This window comes from Streptomyces sp. NPDC048521, assembly GCF_043199855.1.
Classification (GTDB): domain Bacteria; phylum Actinomycetota; class Actinomycetes; order Streptomycetales; family Streptomycetaceae; genus Streptomyces.
Map to the genome: position 1 here is coordinate 162,260 of NZ_JBICWR010000009.1, position 22,738 is coordinate 184,997.

A 22,738-nucleotide genomic window follows, 5' to 3' on the forward strand; every position below is an offset into this window, starting at 1 on the left:
CGCGCGCGCCGCGTGCGCCGGGCGCGGGGGGGGGGGGGGGGTGGGGGGCGGGGGCGCGCCGCCCCCCCCCCCCCGCGCCGCCGGCCGCCGCCCCCCCCCCCCCCCCCACGCTCAGCGGGCGCCGGTGTGCAGGTGCCGGCTGAGCGCCTGGAGCGCACCCAAGGCGGAACCGAGGGCGTCCAGTTCGCCGTCGGTCAGGGCACGCAGGGCGTGCGCGACATGGGCACCCATGAGCTGTTCGACCTCGGTGAGTCGTTGCCCGGCGAGCGCCGTGAGGTGCAGATGCGCGACCCGCTTGTCCGCGGGATCGGAGCGGCGTTCCAGCAGCCCCTGCTCGGTCAGCTGAGTGACCAGTGCGCTGACGTTGTTCGGCTTCATCAGCAGCGCCTCGGCCGCCGCGCGCACGGTGACACCGTCATGGGCCTCGACGTGCCGCAGCAGCGCGAGCTGCCCTTCGGAGGGCTTGGGGTGCGGGTAGACCAGGTCCACCCGGCGCTCGAGGGCACGGGACAGCGCGGGCAGGCACGCCACGAGGCTCGCGGCCACGTGGTCGAGGCCCGGTGCGGGCGCGCTGTGCTGAGGCATACGGCGAATATAAGTAAGCCGATATACCTATGTCAACATACCTGTATCGCCCGCGGGCTGCCGAGGCGCCGAGATGCGGGGTGCGTGACGGGAGTGTGATCAATTCGGGTTATCGTCTGCATATCGGCTGCACATATGGCCTGATCTGCGCAATCGTCAGTGTGAGGGGTGGGCTTTTCCATGGGCAGGAAGATCGAGGACCTCCAGGTGGAGGTGGACGAGCTGGGCCTGTCGCTCGTCGGCTGGCAGGTGGACGACGTCCGGGCGCGCCTGATGACGGACAGCTTCGACGACGTGCACTTCCAGGAGATCGTCGTCTCCGGCACCGCGAGGTTCCTGCCCGAGGACTGGACGGAGCGCTTCACCGGGGACGATCCGGAGAACTACCCGCCGACGCTCCTGATCGGCGTGAGCCACGCGGGCGCCCCGGATGCGGTCACCTACGGCTACGCCCTGCTGGAGACGATCAGGAAGGCCGGGAAGCGGCCGGTGCGGTTCTCCAAGTCGAGCCGCACCTGGGAGTGCGCGACCCCGGTCCGCCCCGACGAGATCACACTGCGGATGACCTCCTTCGACCTGGAGGAGACCAACATCGACTTCGTCTTCCCGTCGGTGACGCCGCAGCCGTTGCCGCTGGACGTGATCGACGAGACGGCGCACGAAGCCGTACGGCTCAAGCCCACCGCGGGTGACGCCGTGCTGGTCGGCAAGGACACCGACCGCTGCCTCCAGGTCAGGCTCGGCGGGTTCGCCGAGTTCCAGAGCGCGGACCGGCTGCTCGCGGATCTCGTCGCGGTGGAGGAGTGGCGCAGCCAGGACCTCGCCGAGGAGTGCCCGTTCGAGACCCCCGTTCCCGGCCTGGCCGTCGAGGTCGTGGACAGCACCGGCTTCCTCCTGGACAAGCGGGAGACCTCGCTGTACGGCAGGATCCCCGTCGGGGAAGGCGGACGGGTGCCGTCCCGCCGGCCTCGCTGGATCGCCCAGTACTCCTTCGACCTCGACGACCTGCCCGGCGAACCGGACCGTGTGGTGGTGCGTCTCCTGGACGCGGAGGACCTGTGACCGACCTGATCGCAGACGTCACCCTCCTGCAGCGGACCCTCGTCGCCGAGCACGCCCAGGCTCCGGGGCTGTTCCGCGAGATCGCGCGCATGGAGGAACTCCTCGCCGACACCTATCGCGACCGAGTGCCGTACGAACTGCTGCAGAACTCCGACGATGCCGGCGCCACCCGCGTGCTCGTCGAAGACCTCGGAGACGGCCGCTTCCGGTGGAGCAACAACGGCCGGCCGCTGAACTCGGCCGACGTGGAGGCGCTGTGCCGCAGCGCCAACTCCACCAAGACACGGGGCGGCGACTCGATCGGATACCGGGGCATCGGCTTCAAGTCGCTCGCCGCGATCGCCACACGCATCGAAGTCCAGTCGGCCGGCGTGCGGTTCGCGTTCGACCGGGCGACGGCGGCAGCGCTGCTCGGCGGCGCGGGAGCCGACGCCGTACCGCTGATCCGGATCCCCGGCGAGGTCCGTGCCGACCCGCACACCGAGCAGGTGGTCTTCACGGTCACGTGCCGAAGCGACATCACGGCAGCCCCGGGTGCGATCGACCCGCTCAGCGCCCTGTTCCTGCGCGACATCACCGAGATCCGTACGCTCACCGCGGGCGCACGGCAGGACATCCGAGTCGAGCGAGGCGCTGGTACGGTCGTCCTCCGCCTGGACGGGGAGGAAGCGGCCTTCGCGCTGCTGGCGCACGGCTCGGCGACCGTCGCCGTACCGCTCGACGCGCGCGCCCTCGCCCTGACCGGTGTCCGGGGACGCCTGGCATGCTTCCTGCCGCTCCAGGACGAAGTGGGACTGCCCGTCGTCGTCTCCGGCGACCTCCTCACCGATCCCTCCCGCACCCACGCGGTGACCGCGGACGCCTCGACCCGCCTGGTGCTCGCGGACGCCGCCCGTGCGCTCGCCGACGGACTGCGCTCGCCCGGTCATGAGGTGTTCGAGCGACTGTGGCACCTCGTCCTCGACGGCGAGGATCTGCGCACGGTGTTGCTCGCGGCCACCGACTCGGCCGCCAAGCTGCTCGTGACCGCGCTACGAGAGGACATGACGGCGCACCGCCCGCCGTTCGCCCACTCGCCGCTGCCGCTGACCCCGCACGATGTGGCCGTCCTCTTCCCGGCCGGCGCTCCGCACGCGCTGTACGAGGCGGGCAACCAGCCCGCGGCCCGCGCCCTCAAAGCGGTCCTCGGCCTGGGCGGCATCGACTTCAGCAGCGTGCTGGCCCGAACGGATCCGTCCCTGCTGTCCGACGAACTCCGCACCCGGCTCGCCGCCCACCTTCGCGAACTCGCCCGGACCCACGGGCGCAAGCTCACCCCGGCCGAGAGCCGCCTCGTCGACGACGGCACGCCCCAGCCCGATGCTCCCGCCCCGCAACCGTCCGACGACGGTCTCCGCGTGACCAGGACCGCCACCGGTCCGGCCGACTCCCTGGCCACCGTGCTGACCCGCTGGCGAGCGGCCGAGGTCGCCGCGATGGAGTACCTCAACCGACTCGGCTGGAGCCTGCGCGACGTCAGCGGACAGAACGTCGGCTACGACCTGGAGGGGACCGATCCCCACAGACAGCCGGTGCGGATCGAGGTGAAGAAGGTCGACCGCCCCGACGCACGGTTCGCCATGACCAACAACGAGATGTCGCTGATGCTGACCGAGCCGGGCGGTTATCTCCTGGCCCTCATCGTCGGAGACGGCCGGCACGCCCGCCTCATGCTGCTCGACCCCTCCCGCAACGACCTCCCCAAGGAGCGCGTCTGCCGCCGCTGGGACTGGGAGTTCACCGACTGGTCACGCTTCGCCGTACCGGCCGAGCCCACCGGCTGACCTTCTCGACTCCCCGGCACACAGCGCTTGCCCGAGCAACCAGGTACGGGAACCGCCGCGCCCGGTCCACCGGCAGACGGGTGGACCGGGGTAGGAAAGGAGCATGCGTGCTGCGTTCCTTCAGGAGCTGGGTCCTCCGGACGTCATCCGGTACGGCGAGATCGCCGCTCCCCGGCCCGGCCCCACCGACGTACTGGTGAACGTCCAGGCCACCACGGTCAACCCCGTGGACACCTTCGTCCGCTCGGGTGTCTTCCGTACCCCCATGGACTTCCCCTTCGTCGTCGGCCGTGACCTGGTCGGCACGGTCGCGGAGGCGGGGCCCGGAGCGACCGGCTTCCGTCCCGGTGACCGGGTGTGGTGCAACAGCCTCGGGCACGAGGGACGGCAGGGCGCCGCAGCGGAACAGGCGGTGGTGGCGGCCGACCGGCTCTACCACCTGCCCGACGGAGCCGATCCGTACGCGGCGGTCGCGGTGTTCCACCCGGCGGCGACCGCCTATCTCGCCCTGTTCGTCCACGGGCGCCTCCGCGTGGGGGAGACCGTGCTGGTCGCGGGCGCCGCGGGCCATGTCGGCAGCGCCCTGGTGACGCTGGCGGCGCGGGCCGGCGCCCGTGTCCTCGCCACGGCCGGCGCGCGGGACGCGGAGTACTGCACGGAGTCGGGCGCGGCCGAGGTGTTCGACTACCGGGACCCGGACCTGGTCCGCGGCATCCGCCGGGCGGCGCCGTCCGGCCTCGACCTGTACCTGGACACGGCGGGCGTCAACGACTTGGAGACCTCGGTCGATCTGCTCGCCCGTCGTGGCCGCGTGGTGCTGCTGGCGGGTGCCCGGACCCGCCCCGTGCTGCCGGCCGGCCCGCTGTACATGCAGGACCGCTCCGTCGTCGGCTTCGTCATCTCGCACGCCACACCCGGCGAACTCGCCGAAGCCGCCGCCTGCATCAACGACCTGCTCGGCCAGGGTGCCCTGCGCCCGCGGAGGATCGAGGTCCTCCCACTGAGCGCGGCAGGCGACGTACACGCGCGGATGGAGAAGGGTGAACTGCACGGCGTGCGCGCGGTCCTGCGCACGGACGGTGCCTGAACCGCCTGACTCCCGGGCCCGCGAGCGCCTGGATCGAACGGGTCCTGCACCGGTCCGGTGGCGCAGCGCCCGTCGAAGTGGGGTCGGCGATCGGCGAACGTGAGGTCGGTGGCGTCGTAAGGGGCGCCCGCGACCCGGTCCGGTGGCGCAGCGCCCGCCGAAGCGGGCTCAGCGATTGACGAACGTGAGGTTGGTGGCGTCGTAACGGTCGCCCGCGATCCGCTCCGGCGGGGCGGCGGCCTCGATCGCTGCGAGGTCCTCGGCGGACAGCTCGACGTCCAGGGCGGCGAGGTTCTCCTCCAGGTACCGCTGCCGCCGGGTGCCGGGGATCGGCACCACGTCGTCTCCCCGGTGCTGCACCCAGGCCAGGGCGAGCTGACCGGCGGTGACTCCCTTGGCGGCGGCCAGCTCCTCCAGTGTGGCGACGATCGCCAGATTGCGTTCGAGGTTGCCGTCGGCGAACCGCGGCTGGCCGCGCCGCACGTCGGTCTCCGCCAGCCCTTCGACCGAGCTGTACCGGCCCGTCAGGAAGCCGCGCCCGAGCGGGGAGAACGGGACCAGGCCGATGCCCAGCTCCCGGCAGACCGGGGCGATCTCCGCCTCCAGATCCCGGGTCCACAACGACCATTCGCTCTGCAGCGCCGTGATCGGATGTACGGCGTGCGCCCGCCGGATGGTGTCCGCGCCGGCCTCCGACAACCCGAGGCAGCGGACCTTCCCGGCCCGGACCAGCTCGGCCATGGCGCCGACGGTCTCCTCGATCGGCACCTGCGGATCGACCCGGTGCTGGTAGTAGAGGTCGATGTGGTCGACCCCGAGCCGACGCAGCGACGCCTCGCACGCCTGCCGGACGTAGGCGGCGTCGCCACGGATCCGGGTGGGCTCGCCCAGGCGGTTGGCGAAGCCGAACTTCGTGGCCAGCACCACCTCGTCACGGCGCCCGGCGACGGCTCGTCCGATCAGCTCTTCGTTGTGCCCGGAGCCGTAGAAGTCGGAGGTGTCCAGGAAGGTCACCCCGAGGTCGAGGGCGTGGTGCAGCGTCGCCACCGACTGGGTGTCGTCCGTGGCACCGTAGCCGTGGCTCATGCCCATGCATCCCAGGCCCTGCGCGGAGACCGCCAGTCGGCCCAGGTACCGGGTGGGGACGTCGGTCATGCTGCTGCCTCCTGGGCCGTCGGAACCGTTCGTCGAGGACGCTAGGCATTGGAGCGCACTCCATGTCAAACGCCGACTCCCGGTCCCGGCACGCCTCCCCATGTCGATATCGTATGACGGAAAGGCAATCTCGCTAAGCGGAAACATGAGGGTGGGAGAGGCGTGGGTATGCGGCGCCGGACGATGGTGAGAGCGCTCGGTCGCGCGCACATGTCGGGGGAGGCGCGCCGTTGGTGTCCCGGACGTGGCCCGGAGTTCGGGCGGTACGTGCTGCGCGGCCTCGCCCAGGTCATGTTCCTGGACAACGCGTGGACGGGCGCCGTCTTCGCCCTGGCCCTGCTGACGACGGACTGGCGGTACGCCCCCTACGGACTGGGCGGCGCCGCCCTGGGCACCGGCACCGCAGGTCTGCTGGGCGTGCCCCACGACCGGGTGCGGGTGGGGCTGGAGGGCTTCAACTCCTGCCTGACCGACCGAGGTCGATCGCCGTGCCACGGGAGTTCGTCGGTCCATTTGCGCAAGCTTGTCTTCAGCGCCAGCCAGGCTGATCCGGAGTCCTTCGACCTCGCCGAGCCAGCCTTCGGCGTACCCAGGCCCCGGGCGCTGCCCGACAACATCCACGGTCCGTCTTCCCGCACCTCGAAGCGATCTCGCGGTGTCAGTGCGTCGCGTCGGCGGCGACGGTGATGTCCGTCTCGTGTGCGAGCGCGGTCGACAGGACCACGTGGAGGCCGTCCGCCGTGGTGTCCAACGGAAGCGAGGGAACGAAGTGGTTCGCGGCGGCGGGCATGTCGGGGGTGTGCGGGATGTGGACGAAGCCTCGTCGCCGCTGCTTGCCCTCGGTGGCCGGCAGGTGCATCAGGCCGTAGAAGACGTGGTTGCACACGAACGTCCCGGCGGTCTGGGAGACCTCGGAGTTCAAGCCGGTCTTCTGCACCTCCTGGACGCAGCGCTTGATGGGCAGCGTGGAGAAGTAGGCGGTGGGGCCGTCGTGGGAGGACCCGTTTCTGGTTTCCGGCATCCAGCTCGCGGCCCGCAGGACGGTCAGGCATGCGTGGGCGGCCAGGAGCTGGCCGGTGTCGGCCTCTCGGCGGGGCGCCGTGGCTGAGGGGTGCCGGAAATACTGGCGGATCCGCCCCTTGCTCTGTTCGTCGCGGACAAGGGGGGCCTGTTCCGATCACCGCTACGGCGCCGGGGCCGAGTGTGAGCCGCGGCTACGGCTTGCCGTCCTCGTCCCTGCCCACGGTGACCCTGGTGGCCCTGGCCGGGTTCCCGGACTGCCGGTGCCGGCGGCGGCTGCCTTTCTCATCGCGTAGACCTGGTCGTCGGCGGCGGCGTCGATCACCGACGCCCTCGCGTGCGGCGACCGACCTGCGACTCGGGGTGCCATGCCGCCACAGTGGCAGTCATCGTGTTGCGGAACCCGTAGGCATGAAGCTGAATGAAATGGTGGACTCAGACCCGGCCCCTTCCGGCCGGAAAGCCGAGGTGTGGGCGTGATTGCGCTGGTCAGGGCCAGCCCGGTCCGGGAGGTCGACTGCGCGACACATGTCTCATTCCCGACCTTGTGGTCCCGGCCGGCAAGGCTCGGTGCAGGGGATCACGGAACACCACACTGCCGGTGACACCGACCTCGTCGACGACTTCTCGGCAGTCCCCTACCGGAGGAAGGTCGATTGCCATGATCTGCTTCGACTGCATCGTTGCAGCACTCGGTGGGACCGTCGTCCCGAGCCCAGCCAGCGCTGCGGGCATCTGTGCCCGCTGCGGGGCTGGGATCTGCGGCCAGCACGTGCATGTCAGCAGAGTCGCGGTTGCCGCCGGTACATCCGCCTCGCTGCCCGAGGCCAGGCGTCTGACGTGCGGAATCTGCCATGCGGCGGAGCAGGCGGCTGCCCAGTCCGCTCCTTCGGCGAACACGGTCAGCCCGTCGGCGCTGTAGGCCTTCGAGGCTCTGATCGACCGCGCGAGGGCACACACTGTCCGAAGCGAGTGGTGGCAGGTCGGCCCGCGTACAGGCCTCAGAGGTCCCCACGGGGAACGTGGTCGGACAGTCACGCGCGAGGGACGCATCGGCACCGTGCGCCCGCCGCTGCGCGGCCCTCCCGCAACCGGGACGTACGGCTCGCTACTTCGTCGTGCCCCAAAGTTGGCTGTCGGGGACGTGGGACGGGTTGCCCATCAGCCTGGCGACCCGGATCTGCGAGGGGACCGCGGTGCGGTGGTCGTGATGCCCGGCGCCTCCGATCCGCGAACCCCTGTGCACATGCGAGTCATGGCGGAAGGTCATGGCGTAGGGGTGGTCGAAGTTCGTCGTCGAACCGCTGACGAGAGGGAAGTGTCCCTGCGAGGCGGTTGAGGGGGAGTGTCGATGATCCACACGGTCTTGGCAGACACACCGCACTTCTGGAGGCTGAGGCCCTCGTTCTGGTACGCGGTGTGAGCCAGACCCGCACACAGGCCTGTGTGCCGGCCGTGCGGCGCGTACTCGACCTCCACCGCGCGCAGGCTGTCGTAGTGCTGGTTCACCTCGGCGGACACGAGGCCGTCCTTGTGGAAGTCGGACACCAGGCCCGCGCGGTGCCCGACGATGTCCCCGGCCGGGTCGGACGTGCTGACGGGGTGCATCGTGGTGGGCTGGCCGACCCTCGCCACGCCCCGATACACAGTCTCCACCAGGTTCGGCTGCTGTGAGGTGCCGGACCCGGCGTTGTAGATCTGGATGCAACTGTCGCCGCACTCTGGAGTGGCCGCATCGGCGGAGAGTGTTCCTGCCGCGGTGAGACCGCCGGCCATGGCCATCACCGCGGTAGCGGCGAGCGCCGTCTTCTTGACAAGGGTGATCATAAGGACTCCTCTGTTCCGGAAGGCTTGCTGTCGCTCCCGTGGACACGGCCGCATCGCCGGACTGTGCGCGGAGCATGTCGCCTTCCTGCGGCGGGAAGCATCCCTCCTCCGCCGTATAGGAGCGCACGCTCGCAGTTCCCGGTCGCAATGTCTGGATGGTTGCGGCACGACCAGCACTCGTGCGACGGGGAGGGGCTCATGCCGGGGCGACCGCTCGTTCGAGTCCGTAGGCAGGTGGCCTCGCGCGCCCGTCTGGCCGCGTGGTGAGCCGCTGGTCGGCTCACAGACCTCAGCGGCGGGAGAAGCCGCTCGGTGAGCCGGGCGTCCGTGTGGGTGTTCAGCGGTTGGTGCAGGAAGACCCGTACGCCGTTCCGGCGGGGCGACCGCGCGGCGATTCTCCGTCCACGACCGACCAGTGCGCGCTCTTGACCTCGTAGCACTCCTGACGTGTGAGCTGCGTCTGCGGTGGCTGACAGCACACCTCGCCACTACCTTGGGCTCTAGAAGGTCGACCACGACGACATCAGATGCATGGCGTCGAGCGATCAAAGGCGGCTCCCTCACCTGTGACGGTGGTACCACCGGATTCCTGAGCTGGCCCTAGAAAGTCGTCTATCTCCGAATGGAGACATCTCGTGGACCTCAAACTCGAAGTCATCGTGCTGCCTGTCTCCGACGTCGATCGGGCCAAGAATTTCTATGAGACGCTCGGATTCCGCCTCGACGTCGATCAGACATTCAGCGACGACTACCGGCTGGTGCACTTCACGCCACCCGGTTCCGGGTGCTCGATCATGTTCGGCAAGGGAATGACCTCCGCGGAACCTGGCTCCACCCAGGGCCTCTACCTGATCGTGCCCGACATAGAGGAGGCTCGCGCCGAACTCGGCGGCCGGGGTATCGAGGTGAGCGATACGTTCCACGATGAGGGAGGCGTGCTGGCTCACGGTCACGAGGGCGGAGCCGTCAGCCACCGGGGCGCGGGTCAAAAGCGCCTGGCGGGGCCGCACCCCGAGCGCGCCACCTACAGTTCCTTCGCCTCGTTCAGCGACCCGGACGGCAATGGCTGGGTGCTCCAGGAAATCACGGAGCGGTTCCCCGGACGCTGACAACCCCCGAACGCGGCTTCTCGACTGTGGCTCAACCGCGGGTCGGTCTGCGATGGCCGGCCCCTCTGAGTTCGCGGTGGCGTCACCCTTGGCGACGACTCCTTCGACTGCCTGCCCGTCCGTGGGGACACGCTGTTCGAGCTGGCTGTTCGAGCTGACCAACGCGTCGCCGGGCACGAACCGGGCCGGACATCCCCACGCTGGCCGACAGGGTCGCACAGACCGTCGTAGCCCGGCATCCGGGTGCTCGTGTGGGCAGTGTGTCCCACGAGGGCTCCTACGGATACAGGCCTGGACGGTCGGCTCTGGACGCCATTGAGGTGTGCCGGCGGCGCTGTTGGAAGCGTAACTGGGTGATCGATCTCGAAACCAGAGATTCTTCGCCAGCGCCCGCTGGGACCTCATCGTCAAGGCTGTGCAGGCTCACACCGATGCCGTTTGGGTGAAGCTGGATGTGAAGAGGTGTCTTCGTGCGCTGCTCCAACTACCCGACGGCCCCTTGCAGATGAGGGGCCGCGGTACTCCCCGGGGATCCGCGGTCTCGCCGGTGCTGGCGAACCTGTTCATGCACCACGCGCAGGACGCGTGGCTCACCCGGACGTATCCGGGGATCCAGTTCGAGCGCTTTGCCGATGACGCAGTCGTGCACTGCGCCAGCGAGCGTGAAGCCCGAGAGGTGCTCTGTGCGCTCGACGGCAGGATGGAAGAGGTCGGGCTGCGGCTGCACCCGAACAGACATCGACTGGCACCGAGATCTGACTCTCCGTGGTCACGCCACGGAAAGTGGGCAAGAGCCACTGAAGATGAACGAAGCCACGTCCGCGGATGTTCGGGCCCGCCGGGGGCCAGCGCGGCCTCTGCTCGCGCCGGCGCAGCACGGCGGGTCCCGGCGGGTGCGGCGAGGGCGAGCGGCACCGGGCAGTCCACCCGCCGAGGTGACCCGGCACCGTGAACCAATGGGGGAGGCGCAACGCTCAAGCGCGCACGCTGCGAATCCTCGAGCAAGCATTGCAAAGCGGGGACGGCGCGCTGCGGCTGATCGTCGCCCCGCGTCAGTTCCTACGACCTGTTCGGCTCTCTGGCCTTTGCTCCCCTCGGTCTGCTCGCTGCCGGGCCCCTTGCCCAGAAGGTCGGTTCCGGGACGGCCCTGGCCGGCTGCGCGGCCGTGGTGGTGCTCGCCACCCTGGCCGCCCTTTCCTCTCCCCAAGTCCGCTCACTGCGCCGGGCCGCGCCCCCACGACCGGTGTCTTCGGCCGCCGCGAGCACCCCGGCCGGAGAAGAAGTCGCCGGCTGACGCCCTCACTGCCAAGCCCCTCGGCAGACGACGGCCACGTCACGCGCTCCGCTCACCCCGAGGAGTGGTGGCGGCTGGGGCCGGAATGCGAAGAGCACCGCCACGCTGCTCAGGAAGGGGCCTCCGGCCTCGAGCCACACCAGGATGAGGAACGTCCGCCGTCAACGGCGCGCTCGGACATCGACTTTGCCCCGTCCTACCCGGGTCGGAGGCAGCGGGGGAGACTTCGGCCAGAATTCGGCAGCGCGCCGGACCGGTGATCCGGAGGTCTGAGACAACCGGCCTAGGTGACGCGCGCTTTGTACGACTCCGGATACCGCTCGGTGAACTTGACCACACACACCAGCAGCGCAATGGGGATGACCCAGTTGAACCAGTCGCTCTGGGAGGGGTAACGGATGGCCAGCCAGGTCGAGAGCGTCATCAGGGCGAAGGTCACGCCCCACAGCGTCGTGAGCACCCGGTTGATGTGCCGGAAGACAGGTGAGTCCCAGACGCCCGGAGGAGCCGACTCCCGGGCGTACTGCGCGGTGAAGGGGTCGAAGAACAGCGACCCCAGGGCCACGACCGCCACCAGCCCGTTGGAGATGACCTGGGCGTACGTCTCGAGCCAGGTGAGCTGCCCGCGGTCCAGGGCCAGCGCGAGGACCGAGAGCACGGCGAAGAACGCGATGCCGGTCAGGTCGAGGACGCGGAGCTTTCCACGGAGCAGGTCCTGCCCCGACAGCGCGAGCGAGGCGATCAGTGCGGCGAGGGCCGCGTACTCCCAGGTGCTGGGGCTTGCGACCACCCCGAAGATGATCCACGGCGCGAACGCGAAGAACACGCTGCCTGTGCCGACGCGCTGTCCGGCCGGGGCTTTCGTCGCCGACTGCTGCGCCATGGCGGCTCTCCCCTCGGATGTGCGACCGTGCCCCCGCCCCGTCCTCCCATCATGCCGTCGGCCGCCGCGGGACGCATGCGGCACCATGTGCGCACCGCAGCCAAGCCGTATGCCATCGGCTCCCCGTTCGACCTGCTCACCGAGGTCTCCCCGTACGACATCACACCGGTCGTCGACCGCATCGGCATTCCCCTGCCTCTTCGACTGGCCGGACACGTGCGTGGCCGCGACCCGAGACACCGGCCCCCACGCAGCCGTGCCCGTACTCGTCGTGGCCGTCGCCGCGGTCGCCCGCCGCTCAGCCGAGGACGAGGGGGAGCTTCGCGGCGAGATCGCCCAGCGCGGCCTTGTCCGCGTCGGTCGGCGTGCGGCGGCCGGTGCCGATCAGCAGGGCGTCACTGTCGGAGAACGAGGCGGGGAAGGGGGTCCCGGCGATCTTCTCCAGCGAAGCGCGGGCCGCCGCGAGGGTCTCGGCGGGTGGCTCGGTGGCCGACGGCCGATGCGCGATCAGGTCGAGGTGGTGCAGGGTCCATTCGAGCACGTAGGCGGACAGGTAGTCCCCGGCGGTCAGCACCACGTCGCGGGTGCTCACGCGGAGGGCGCGATCGGCGAGTCTCGCGGCGCGGCCGGCGGCGGAACCGACGTCGTCCAAGTGGAACTTGAGCAACCGGGGATCGCCGTACGCGGCGGCCAGCCGGGGGATCAGCGCATCGAGCGGGTCCTCGCCGGTCGGGGGTTCGACGAGGTTCCAGTAGGTGACCGCGTCCACGGTGGCTTCGGTCTCGGCCGGCGTGACCAGGGTGATGAGGACGTCCTGGGCATCGATGACCAGGTGACACACCAAGTCCCGCACGAGCCAGCCGGTACAGCCGGACGGCCGCTCGAAGTCCTCGTCCGGGGTCTCGGCGACAGCCTCGAGCAACGCCGTCCAAGAGCGTGAGAAGAGATCCACTCCGGCACGGTAGTGCCGCACCGGAATGCCGGACAAGCGCGTTCGGACGGTCGCACGCGCACGCGCACGACGGACACGGCGCCGCACACCTGGACGACAGGGGGCAGCCCCGATGACCCGGGGTGCGGAAGGCGGTGACATCGATGCGGGAGAAGAATGTGTCCCGCAGGAGGCGGACCGAGTTCTGGAGGCGGCATGGGCACTTCAGCGGAACCCAGGGTGTCAGGCCTTGAGATCCGATCCATCGACTACGTCCCCCTGGACGAGCGGCACGGCAAGCTCTGGCATCTGGGCCCTCTGTGGTTCATGTCGAACGCCCAGATCGCCACCCTGGCCGTGGGACTGATCAGCATCACCGAGGGCGGCAACCTCATCTGGTCGCTGCTGGCGATCGTCGCCGGCACTGTCATCGGCACCTTCTTCATGGCCTTCCACTCGGCCCAGGGCCCCCAGCTGGGCCTGCCGCAGATGATCCAGTCCCGGCCCCAGTTCGGATACGTCGGCGCCCTGCTGGTGTGGCTCTTCGCGTACGTGCAGTACGCGGGGTTCAACGTCTTCAACAGCATCCTCGCCGCCGACTCCCTGCACACCACGCTGCACGGCGGCGTCAAGCTGTGGGTGGTCGTCGTCACCGTCATCGCGCTCGTCATCGCCCTGGTGGGCTACGACGTCATCCACAAGGCCGAGCGATTCCTGACCTACACCTTCCTGATCGTCTTCGGCATCTTCACGGTCGGCGTCCTTCTCACCCTGCACTACCCGGCCGGCTCCTTCGATCTCGGCGCCTTCGAGTGGACGCCGTTCCTGGCCCAGTTCGGCGTGGTCGCCGGCTACCAGATCAGCTGGGCCATCTATGTCTCGGACTACTCGCGCTACCTCCCGCCGGACGTGACCGTCCGCAAGACCTTCTACTGGACGTACTTCGGCTCCGCGCTCGGCGGCATCTGGATGATGGTGCTCGGGACGCTGCTCGCCGCCTGGGCCGGCCAGGACTTCGAGACCATCAGGTCGATCGACGCCGCCGGTGACAAGGTGTTCAGCGGATTCGGCGCGATCGTGCTGCTCTTCGCCGCCCTCGGCCTGGTGTCCGTCACCGCGCTGAACATGTACGGCGGTTCGCTGACGCTCATCAGCGCCATCGACTCGTTCAAGCGGGTACGGCCGACGCTGGGCGTCCGCCTGCTGACCATCGGCCTGACCGCGGCGCTCTCCCTGATCGGCGCCCTGTCCGCGACCTCCAACTTCCTTGCGAACTTCAACAACTTCCTGCTGCTGGTGCTCTACCTGTTCATCCCGTGGACGGCGGTGAACCTCATGGACTACTACGTGGTGCGCCGTGGGCACTACGCCATCGCCGAGATCTTCAAACCGCACGGCATCTACGGCCGTTGGGGCTGGCACGGCATCATCGCGTACCTGGTCGGCTTCGCCGTCATGATCCCGTTCTTCTCCGTCGGCACCCTGTTCGTCGGCCCCGCGGCCGAGGCGCTCGGCGGAGCGGACATCTCCCTGTTCATCGGGCTGCCGGTCTCCGCGGCGCTGTACTGGTGGCTGACCCGCTCGATCGACGTGGAGGCCGAGACCCGCCTGGCCGAGGCGGAGCAGCAGGAACTGGAACGCGCGGCGCACGAGCACCGCGAGCCCTGAGAACGGGCGCGCCGCGGTGCAAGGGAGCCCCGACACGCAGCGGCAGGTGCCGGGCGGGAGGAGACGCCGCGCTGGGTGGGAAGGGTGCCGGGGGGAGGGGAGGCGCGGGGTGGGAAGGTGCCGGGCGCGCGGTGGTGGGGGATTCTGTAGGGGTGCGGGGTGTCCCGGCCGGTCGGATACCGGCGGCCTACGCCGCCGCGGGCCGCCGGGCGGTACCCGTGACGCTGGTGGCCGCGGCCGGGTTCTACCTCTTCTGCTACGGCCTGGACCGCCCTGTCGCGGGGACCTACGCCTTGTTCGCCGTCGTGGCACTGGGCGGACTCTCCAGGATCCCCGGTACCGGGCGGCAGCGCGCCAGGGTGGTGCTCCGCCTGCTGCCCGTGTGCTGGGCGCTCGTGGTCGTGGGCACCTTTCTCTCGGTACGGACGTGGAGCGCGGTCCTCGGCATGCTGGTGGTCGGATTCACGCTGGCCTTCGCCGCCGTGGGCGGGCCCCGCGCGGCGGGGGCGGCGCCGGGCCTGCAGCTTCTCTACATCCTGCCGTCCTTCCCTCCGTACGACCCCGCGTCCCTCGGCGAACGGCTGATCGGCACGACCACCGGGCTGGTCCTCTTCGTGGCCGCCCAGGCGCTGCTCTTTCCCGAGCCCGGCCCCACGCCGTACCGGGAGCGGGCCGGCCGGGCCGCGCGGACCGCCGCGCACTGCGCGACGCTCCTCGCCGCACCTCCGTACGCCCTGACCGGGGCGGACATCCGGGCGACTCGGGAGGCCGGCCAGGCGCTGCGGCCCCTGACGGTGCCCGAGGCGGAGCGTCCGGCGGGGCCGGGGGCACGTGATCGCGCCCTCGCGCACACCGGTCTCGCCACCCGCACCCTGCTCAGCCGGCTGGCGCAACTGCCCGCCGTGCCGGGGGAGGACCCAGGACGTGACGTGACCGCCGTACTGCACGCGGTCGCCCGACTGGCCACGGCGACCGAGACCTGCCTGCACGAGGGGACACCCCCCGTGGCAGCGCACAAGGACCTGTTCACGGCCCGCGCACACCTCTCAGCCTCATCCGCGGGCCCCACCCGCACCGACACGTCCGGCTCCGCGTCCTGTGACGGCGCGGCTCCGGCTTCCGGTTCCGTGTCCTCCGTCGGCACGGCTTCGGCTTCCGGCTCCGTGTCCTCCGCCCGCACCGCCCCGGCGGCCGGCTTCCCGGCCGCCGTGCTGCGTCGGCACGCGGCCGTGCTGGAGATCGCCGACGCCGCGCTGGCCATGGGCACGGCGGCCGATCTGGCGGTACAGGGCCGGCACGCCGTGGTGGAGGTGCCGTCGGGCCGGTTCTGGTACGCCACGACCTGGGCCCCGGTCCTGTGGTGGCACCGCATACGCGGCCATGTCGGACGACGGTCGGTGTTCTTCCAGAACGCGGTGCGCATCGCGCTGGCCCTTACGGCGGCCCGGCTCGTGGCCGGGGTGGACACGCTGCCCCACGGATTCTGGGCCATGCTGGCGACGCTCACCCTCACCCGGACCACCATGGACGAGACCTGGAGCGCCATCCGCCGGGCGCTCGCGGGCACGCTGGCCGGGGCCCTGGTGACCGCCGCGACACTGACCCTGGTGGGGACCGACACCGTGGTGTACGCGGCCGTGCTGCCGGTCTGGATGGTGTTCGCCTTCACGGTCGGGCCGGTCAGAGGGGTGGGCTGGGCGCAGGGCCTGTTCACCGTGCTCGTGGCGCTGGTCTTCGCCCAGCTGGCGCCGTCGACATGGCGGCTGGCGGAGGTCAGGATGCTGGACGTGCTCGTCGGCAGCGCGATCGGTGCCGTCTTCGGTCTGCTGGCCTGGCCCCGCGGGGCCCACGACGAACTGCGCCACGCGGCGGCGGAACTGCTACGCAGAGCAGCCGAGATCGTGGTGGCCACCAGTGCCTCGGTCGCCGGGGGCGGCGCCGTGGCCGCCCCGTCCGGGGTGCCCGGTCATCGGTCGCTGCGGCGGGCGGTCGTCCTCGCGGAGTCCGCGTACGCGCAGCACCAGAGCGAGCCGACGCCCTTCGGGGGCAGGGGCCGGAGCGTGGCGCTGCCCGGTGTGGACTGGCAGGCGACGCTGATCGTCGGGCATCACACCCTGTGGGGGTCCGAACGGTTGCTGGAGCCGCCGCCGAGCGGGCTGGGTCCGGCGGCTGCCGAGTCGGTGGGCGGGCTGGGCGAGCGGGTGGCCGGTCGGATGCTGCTGGTCTCGGCGGCCGTGGATCCCGGGGACGACACCCCGACCGCGCCGTTGCCGCTGATCGATGCGACCCTCGCGGGGTTCGGCGCGGAGCCGTGCGACGCGCCGCGGTTGTACTACGCGACCGTGTCCTGGCTGGACTCGCTGCTGACCGATCTGACCCGGATCGCACATGGCGGGCCCGCGCGCGAGACCGGCTCGGAGCCGAAGCAGGCCCGCGGCTGACAACGGCCGGCCAGAGGTTCACCACCGCAGGGCGCAGTCGGCCCCGACCGACACCGTCGGGCAGGTGGTCGCGCTGGTGAACGAGGACCGGGCGGCCGTCGGCGGCGGTCCGCCCACCGAGGACCCGCACCTGCAGGAGGCGGCACACGGCCACGCGTGCCGGCGGGCGGCCTGTGCTGCACCAGGACGGTGAGCCGCCCGTCCTCGATCACCGCGGGACCGACACCCCGGCGCGGGCGGGGAGGCCGCTGACTTCCCGGAGGCGGTGTCCGGACCCGCATCCACGGGGAATCAACCGGGCCCTTTTCCGGTTCCACCACCAGCACGCCCCGAGCGACCGTCGATCGGCCGCGCGCGGGCGGTAATAGGCTGGGTGATCGACCGGTACGGCGACGACCGTGCCGGCCCGAGCGTGAGGGAGCGACCGATGACAGTGGGAACCGAGCGAGCCGTGCTGGCGGGCGGTTGTTTCTGGGGTATGCAGGACCTGGTCCGCAAGCAGCCGGGCGTGGTGTCCACGCGCGTCGGCTACAGCGGCGGTGACACCCCGAACGCCACGTACCGCAATCACGGCGACCACGCCGAGGCCATCGAGATCCTCTTCGATCCCACGGCCACGAGCTACCGCGACATCCTGGAGTTCTTCTTCCAGATCCACGACCCGACCACGAGGGACCGCCAGGGCAACGACATCGGGCGCAGCTACCGGTCCGCCATCTACTACACCGACGAGGAGCAGCACCGCGTCGCCGTGGACACCATCGCGGACGTCGAGGCGAGCGGCCTGTGGCCGGGGAAGGTCGTCACGGAGGTCGAGCCCGTGGGCGACTTCTGGGAGGCGGAGCCGGAGCACCAGGACTACCTGGAGCGCTACCCCAACGGCTACACCTGCCACTTCCCGCGCCCCAACTGGAAGCTGCCGCGCCGGGCCTCGTCCACGACGAACTGAACCCGGCTCACGGCCGCGGCGCCGCGCCCTCGTCGACCGGCAGCGCGGCGGGCTCGTCCGGCGACCGCACACCGCTGTCGCGGTAGCCGGACCGGGCGCCAGGTCCCCGGCCGGGTTCCCGCCCGGAGCCATGCGGTGCAGCGCCAGATGAAGCACCGGTACGAGGACGCAGGTGACCGCGGCGCTGTGCCACAGCAGTGCGTCGAGTCGGCCCGCCGCGAGATAGGCGCCCGCGGCCACCGCGGCCACCGCGCACACGCCGCGGTCCACGATGCTCTCCACCGACAGCAACGTGGCCCGCGGAGCGTCCGCCGGGACGGCGTCGTTGACGAGCTTGCGCTGCACCGGATAGACGAACCCGGTGATCGCGGCGAACGCGCACAACAGCCCGACCACGGCCCAGGGACCGCCGACGGCCGTGCCCGCGAGGGCGCCGGCGAGCGCCACGCTCAGCAGGGACACCCACACCGTGGGCGACAGCCGCCGCCCCAGCCACTGGGGGCGGGCCGACGCCACCGCCTCGGCGACCGTCATCGCCGCGAGCACACTGCCGTGCGCGCTCTCCCCGATGCCGTGTTCCAGCAGCACCGGCTGGAACAGGTTGACCTGGCAGATCCGGGACAGCGTGAAGACCGCCACCCCCTGCACCATGAGCAGGGCCAGCCACGGCGACGACCGAAGGGCGCGCCAGGCGGCGCCCATGTCGCGCAGGAGGCCCCCGGCCCGCCGCGCACGGTCGCGCGGCCGGGCGGCCGAGCCGGACGCGTCGAGCCGCGGCAGGGCCAGGGCGCAGCCGAGCGAACCGGCCGCGCTCGCCGCGCTGAGCACGTACGGCGTCTGCGGGGCCAGCGCCATCAGCGGCCCGACGAGCGGCCAGCACACGACCTTCGCGGCGAGCCCGAGGGCACGCGCCGTGCCCTCGGCCCTCAGATAGTGGGCGTCCGCCCCTTCGGCCCGCAACCCGTCGTAGAGGTAGGCGCTCGCCGCACCCGAGGTCAGGGACCGTCCGGCGGCGATGGCGAGGAAGTGCACGAGGAATCCCGTGTACGACGGCGCCAGTACCGGCGCCAGGTTCGCCGCCGTCATCACGACCGCGCCCGCGCGCAGGCAGTTGCGGGCCCCGATGCGGTCGGCGACGACGCCTGTCGGTATCTCGAACAGGCAGAAGGCGATGTAGTAGATGCTCTGGATGCCGAAGATCTGGCCGTCCGACAGACCCGCGTCCCGCTGGTAGGCGTAGAAGACGGGCATCCACCACAGCAGATTGAACAGCAGCTGGAACCCGTTGTTGAGGCGGATGACGCGCCGCGCGGCCGGAGTCGGTACCGGCCCGGGGGAGGGGCGCCGCACAGCAGGCATACGGCGCCTCACCGGGCGTAGGGGCGGACCTGCACGAGGTGGAAGGCCCCCTCGGCGGTCATGAGCCACTCGATGTCCAGGGCCTCGTCCGGGTCACCCGCGCTGAAGTGCGACTGCAACAGACGTCCCACCAGGGCCAGTCGGCCCAGTGCCGCGCGCCTCGCGGCCGGGAGGTCCTCGCCCGACGGGCCGACGCCGACCGTGCGCCCGCCGCCTTCGACGGTGTTGTAGAGGTACTGGTGCGGCAGGACCGTACCGTCGACCACCCGCTCCGGCGAGCCGGGCGTGCAGTTGAGGTACACGTTGCGGAAGTCCTCGCGGCGGGTCGGATTGCAGGTCACCAGCACACCCCCGAGGCCGGCCGGCACATACTCCTGGACGATCACGCCCATGTAGGTGTCGTCCAGGGAGATGCCTACCTGGTGCCGCAGGCGCACGCTGCGCGGCGACAGCAGCGACGCCCACACCTGCCGTACGGCGTCCATGAGTTGCTCCGTGCCGAGCACCGTGGTGACCGAGTCGTAGATCCCGGCGGCGGAGAAGCCGGGCAGGTCCTCGGCGTTCGAGGAGGAGCGCACCACCAGGCGGCGTCCGTCAGGCAGCCCCGCCACTGATCCGGTGACCGCCCGCGCCACCTCCTCCGGCATCGGCGTACTGCGCATCAGGTGCTGGAGACCCAGGCACAGTGAGTCGATCAGGTCGAACGCTTCGAGTTCGAGCGCCATCTTCAGCTTGCCTATGCCCTGTTGCAGTGCGGGCGACGAGGTCAGGAAGAGATGGTGCAGGCGGAACGGCAGTGCCACGCCCTCGGGTGCCCGGACCGTCTGCGCCACCCGTTCGGCCGCCGCGGCCCGCAACCGCTCCCGCGACGCACCGGCCTCGCCGAGCCGGGCGGCGAGGTGGCCCAGCAGATCGGGCCGTGGCGGACGCGGGCGCGCGTAGAAGGCCGTGAGGTCCGCCGTGCGACTGTCCAGGACGTGGTGCAGTTCCCCCAGGTTGGCCGCCTTGGTGCCGTAGCTGTCGCGGTCCGCGCGCCGCAGCCGGTGCAGCGCCAGGATCGGAGCGTCCTCCAGCAGCGGTGTCTCGATACGGATGCGCTGCTGGTGCCAGGCGGGCCTCTCCAGCGTCGGCGGGCGGGACAGCCGCTCCAGGGTGATGGCGTCCTCCCGCACGCGGTAGCGCACCCACGCGCCGTCGAGACCGTGCCGCTGCACCAGGGCGTCGAGGTCGCGCACGATCGCGTTCGGGATGCCCCAGCCCGAGGCGAGGACGTTGGTGTGCGAGAGCGGAGTGGTGGGAGCCGTGTTGATGAACCCGGCGATCCGGGGAACGTCGTCGGGCAGACAGGGCATCGCGACGATGTCCGACCAGCCGAGTCGCGCGGCGGCGCTCTCGTACTCCGCCGTGGTGCGGAAACAGCGCAGCCGTCCTTCGGCCTCACCCGGGTTGAGGCAGGTGCGGGTCCGGTCGCCGAACAGTTCGTGGCTGAGGACGCGCGGTACGCGTATCCCGCTGACCGAGGCCAGCTCGTGCTCCTGCCCGTGGTTGGCGGGCTTCAGCAGCAGCGGCAGGCGTCCGTCGACCCGGCCCCGCACGTAGAGGTAGAACTCCTCCAGCAGGGCGGCGTGCATGGTGTCCGCCTCGGTCGTCTCCAGCACCAGGAAGGGCCGCTCGGTGCCGTCCGTCTCCTCGTCGGCGTGCAGCGACAACACCCCGAGCAGGAACCGGCGTTCGGGCGCCATGTACACGGAGTCGTTGAACGCGTCCAGGTCCGCGTCCAGCTCGTCCAGGGTCAGGCCGAGGATGCGGGTCGCGATGTAGTTGACGTGGAAGGGGTGCACGCGGGTGTCGAGCAGGTGCCAGGTGTGCTCGGTACGGTCCACCACGACCTTGAGGTACGGATGTCCGGCCAGCACCCCGGACAGGGCGCGGAACAGCGGCAGCGACAGGTTGGCGCCGACGACCGTACGGTCGCCCGAGGCATCGGGTGCGCCCGCCTCGTCCCGTGCGGACGTCATGCGCGGACCTCCTCGGTGACGTCCGTGGGCAGGATGCGCGGCAGGGCGTCCACCAGGGCGGTGAAGTCGCGGACCACCGACTGCGGCCGGTCGGCCGACAACCGGCACAGCCCCGCCATGGTGTTGGCGCCGGCGGCGGGGTCGTAGACCGGCACGAGGGCGCCGTCCGGCAGCGAACTCTCCCGGACGACGGACAGGGTGCTGCCCGTGCCGACCGGTGCGGACCGGACGACGGTCGCGGAGTCCCATCGATGGCGCCGGAGCCAGGGGGAGCCGTCACCGTGCACGGCGAGGACCACCAGGGATCCGGCCGCGCCCTCGGCGTCCTCGGGCGTCAACGCCCTCGCGGGCCAGGCCGGGCGGCCGCCGAGCAGCTGGTCGGTGAACATACCGACCAGGTCGAGCCCGAACACCTCCTCGATCTGCGGCACCGTCATCGCGCCGCCGAACCGTGCGGCCGTCTCGATCACCCACATCCGGCCGTCCGCGCCCAGCTTGATCTCCGTGTGGGTGCCGCAGTCCCGCAGCCCCAGGGCATCCACGGAACGTCGCGCCAGCTCCACGATCCTCGCCTGGGCCCCGCCCCCGACGGCGGCCGGGGTGATGCCGGCCCGTTCGGTGAACGGCGCCACCGTCGGCATCCGCCCGCTCAGGCAGACCGGACGGAAGACACCGTCGGCGACCACGCCCTCGACACTGACGTAGTCACCCCAGCCGGTACCGTCGAACCACTCCTCGGCACATCCGCTGACGATCTCCTCCACGATGAAGTCCTCACAGGCGCCGGCCACGTGCAGCTCCGCGAACCCCAGCAGCGCCGACTCCGCCATCACCGCGCGCGACCGCTGCCAGGCGTCCCGCACGTCCTCCGGTCCCTCGAGGATCCGGTGTGCGGTCGAACCGGCGCTCCAAGCGGCCTTCAACAGCAACGGGAAAGACAACTGGGCTGCCGCCCGCTCCAGTTCGGCGGCGCTCGTGACGGCACGGAACCGCGGCTGCGGTATGCCGTGGCGCTCCCAGACGGTGCGCATCAGCCGCTTGTCACGGGCGCGTGCGGCGGCGGGCCCGGCGCCCCGCAGTCCGAGCCGCCGGGACGCCTCGGCGACCGCGACCACCGCGTACTCCGAGAAGGTGATGACCGCGTCAGCGCCCACTTCGCGGGCGCGGGCGGTGATCAGCTCGACGAGGTCGCGTCCCTGTGTGTCCAGGGCCGTGACGACCGAGGCGCATCGCCGTCCGGCGTCCGCGGCCGTGGCGGCGGGCAGTTCGCTGAGCGCCAGCAGGTGCACCGCGGCCCTCGCGGCCACCCGGGCCAGGGCGTACCCCGCCGGGGGCCCGCCCTTGGCATGCACGTACAGCACCTTGCTCACGAAGACCCAACTCCTCTGGTTCTAGGGGAACGTTCCGCCCTCTCCTTCCAGCGAACCAGCCCCGGCGTGCCTCCGAGAGGCCCCATGGCGCGAACCGTTCAGGCAAATGCCCAACCACCGTGCGCCGGTCCGGCGCCGGACCGTTCCGCATGCCTGC

General features: G+C 71.1%; 17 protein-coding genes and 1 pseudogene. 9 read left to right on the forward strand and 9 right to left on the reverse strand.

What is annotated here, in order from left to right:
- Window positions 1–111 precede the first annotated feature (111 nt).
- On the reverse strand, window positions 112–585 hold the full coding sequence (locus ACGFRF_RS22060; RefSeq protein WP_393742381.1) for a MarR family winged helix-turn-helix transcriptional regulator: 474 nt from the start codon (window positions 583–585) through the stop codon (window positions 112–114).
- A 180-nt stretch (window positions 586–765) separates the two neighbouring features.
- Between ACGFRF_RS22060 and ACGFRF_RS22065 the strand changes: the two genes are divergently transcribed.
- The 3 genes from ACGFRF_RS22065 (at window position 766) to ACGFRF_RS22075 (ending at window position 4,557) form a co-directional block, all read left to right on the forward strand.
- Window positions 766–1,647 (forward strand): hypothetical protein, encoded by an 882-nt coding sequence (locus ACGFRF_RS22065; protein ID WP_393742383.1) that lies wholly within the window; start codon window positions 766–768, stop codon window positions 1,645–1,647.
- Window positions 1,644–3,470, forward strand: coding sequence for a sacsin N-terminal ATP-binding-like domain-containing protein (locus ACGFRF_RS22070; protein ID WP_393742385.1), 1,827 nt, complete (start codon window positions 1,644–1,646; stop codon window positions 3,468–3,470). Before ACGFRF_RS22065 ends, ACGFRF_RS22070 begins: the two co-directional genes overlap by 4 nt.
- Before the next feature lie 103 nt (window positions 3,471–3,573).
- Window positions 3,574–4,557, forward strand: a complete 984-nt coding sequence (locus tag ACGFRF_RS22075; protein ID WP_393742387.1) for an NADPH:quinone reductase — start codon at window positions 3,574–3,576, stop codon at window positions 4,555–4,557.
- Between the two features lie 168 nt (window positions 4,558–4,725).
- Here the strand turns inward: ACGFRF_RS22075 and ACGFRF_RS22080 are convergent, their stop codons facing one another.
- Window positions 4,726–5,712 carry an aldo/keto reductase gene (locus ACGFRF_RS22080; RefSeq protein ID WP_393742389.1) on the reverse strand — a complete coding sequence of 329 codons (987 nt, stop codon included), beginning with the start codon at window positions 5,710–5,712 and terminating at the stop codon, window positions 4,726–4,728.
- Between the two features lie 267 nt (window positions 5,713–5,979).
- Here ACGFRF_RS22080 and ACGFRF_RS22085 point away from each other — a divergent pair, with 267 nt between their 5' ends.
- Complete coding sequence (locus tag ACGFRF_RS22085) at window positions 5,980–6,399, forward strand: urea transporter (protein ID WP_393742391.1); 420 nt, start codon at window positions 5,980–5,982, stop codon at window positions 6,397–6,399.
- Here the strand turns inward: ACGFRF_RS22085 and ACGFRF_RS22090 are convergent.
- Window positions 6,371–6,733 carry a hypothetical protein gene (locus ACGFRF_RS22090; protein WP_393742392.1) on the reverse strand — a complete coding sequence of 121 codons (363 nt, stop codon included), beginning with the start codon at window positions 6,731–6,733 and terminating at the stop codon, window positions 6,371–6,373. The two genes, ACGFRF_RS22085 and ACGFRF_RS22090, sit on opposite strands and share 29 nt — an antisense overlap.
- A gap of 1,265 nt (window positions 6,734–7,998) precedes the next feature.
- Window positions 7,999–8,559, reverse strand: coding sequence for a hypothetical protein (locus ACGFRF_RS22095; protein ID WP_393742394.1), 561 nt, complete (start codon window positions 8,557–8,559; stop codon window positions 7,999–8,001).
- A 635-nt stretch (window positions 8,560–9,194) separates the two neighbouring features.
- On the opposite strand from ACGFRF_RS22095, the gene ACGFRF_RS22100 reads away from it, so the two are divergent.
- Both ACGFRF_RS22100 and ACGFRF_RS22105 read left to right on the forward strand, forming a co-directional pair.
- Window positions 9,195–9,668 (forward strand): VOC family protein, encoded by a 474-nt coding sequence (locus tag ACGFRF_RS22100; RefSeq protein ID WP_393742396.1) that lies wholly within the window; start codon window positions 9,195–9,197, stop codon window positions 9,666–9,668.
- A gap of 505 nt (window positions 9,669–10,173) precedes the next feature.
- The gene (locus ACGFRF_RS22105) at window positions 10,174–10,620 is read left to right on the forward strand and encodes a reverse transcriptase domain-containing protein (protein WP_393742698.1); all 447 of its coding nucleotides are present in this window, start codon (window positions 10,174–10,176) and stop codon (window positions 10,618–10,620) included.
- A 625-nt stretch (window positions 10,621–11,245) separates the two neighbouring features.
- On the opposite strand, the gene ACGFRF_RS22110 is transcribed toward ACGFRF_RS22105, so the two are convergent.
- On the reverse strand, window positions 11,246–11,845 hold the full coding sequence (locus tag ACGFRF_RS22110) for a hypothetical protein (protein WP_393742398.1): 600 nt from the start codon (window positions 11,843–11,845) through the stop codon (window positions 11,246–11,248).
- 298 nt (window positions 11,846–12,143) lie between these two features.
- The gene (locus tag ACGFRF_RS22115; RefSeq protein WP_393742400.1) at window positions 12,144–12,797 is read right to left on the reverse strand and encodes a maleylpyruvate isomerase N-terminal domain-containing protein; all 654 of its coding nucleotides are present in this window, start codon (window positions 12,795–12,797) and stop codon (window positions 12,144–12,146) included.
- Between the two features lie 219 nt (window positions 12,798–13,016).
- Between ACGFRF_RS22115 and ACGFRF_RS22120 the strand changes: the two genes are divergently transcribed.
- From ACGFRF_RS22120 to msrA, 3 genes are all read left to right on the forward strand, one after another.
- Window positions 13,017–14,444, forward strand: a complete 1,428-nt coding sequence (locus ACGFRF_RS22120; RefSeq protein ID WP_393742402.1) for a purine-cytosine permease family protein — start codon at window positions 13,017–13,019, stop codon at window positions 14,442–14,444.
- 134 nt (window positions 14,445–14,578) lie between these two features.
- Window positions 14,579–16,885 (forward strand): FUSC family protein, encoded by a 2,307-nt coding sequence (locus tag ACGFRF_RS22125; protein WP_393742404.1) that lies wholly within the window; start codon window positions 14,579–14,581, stop codon window positions 16,883–16,885.
- 427 nt (window positions 16,886–17,312) lie between these two features.
- Entirely contained in the window at window positions 17,313–17,834 is a 522-nt protein-coding gene (gene msrA, locus ACGFRF_RS22130; RefSeq protein WP_393742406.1) for a peptide-methionine (S)-S-oxide reductase MsrA, read from the forward strand.
- 161 nt (window positions 17,835–17,995) lie between these two features.
- Here msrA and ACGFRF_RS22135 read toward each other — a convergent pair.
- The 3 genes and pseudogenes from ACGFRF_RS22135 to ACGFRF_RS22145 form a co-directional block, all read right to left on the reverse strand.
- Window positions 17,996–19,193, reverse strand: a pseudogene (locus tag ACGFRF_RS22135) (MFS transporter); the annotation flags it as partial.
- 8 nt (window positions 19,194–19,201) lie between these two features.
- The gene (locus ACGFRF_RS22140; protein ID WP_393742408.1) at window positions 19,202–21,211 is read right to left on the reverse strand and encodes a PEP/pyruvate-binding domain-containing protein; all 2,010 of its coding nucleotides are present in this window, start codon (window positions 21,209–21,211) and stop codon (window positions 19,202–19,204) included.
- Entirely contained in the window at window positions 21,208–22,581 is a 1,374-nt protein-coding gene (locus ACGFRF_RS22145) for an acetyl-CoA carboxylase biotin carboxylase subunit family protein (protein ID WP_393742410.1), read from the reverse strand. The genes ACGFRF_RS22140 and ACGFRF_RS22145 overlap by 4 nt, the downstream gene beginning before the upstream one ends.
- Window positions 22,582–22,738 lie beyond the last annotated feature (157 nt).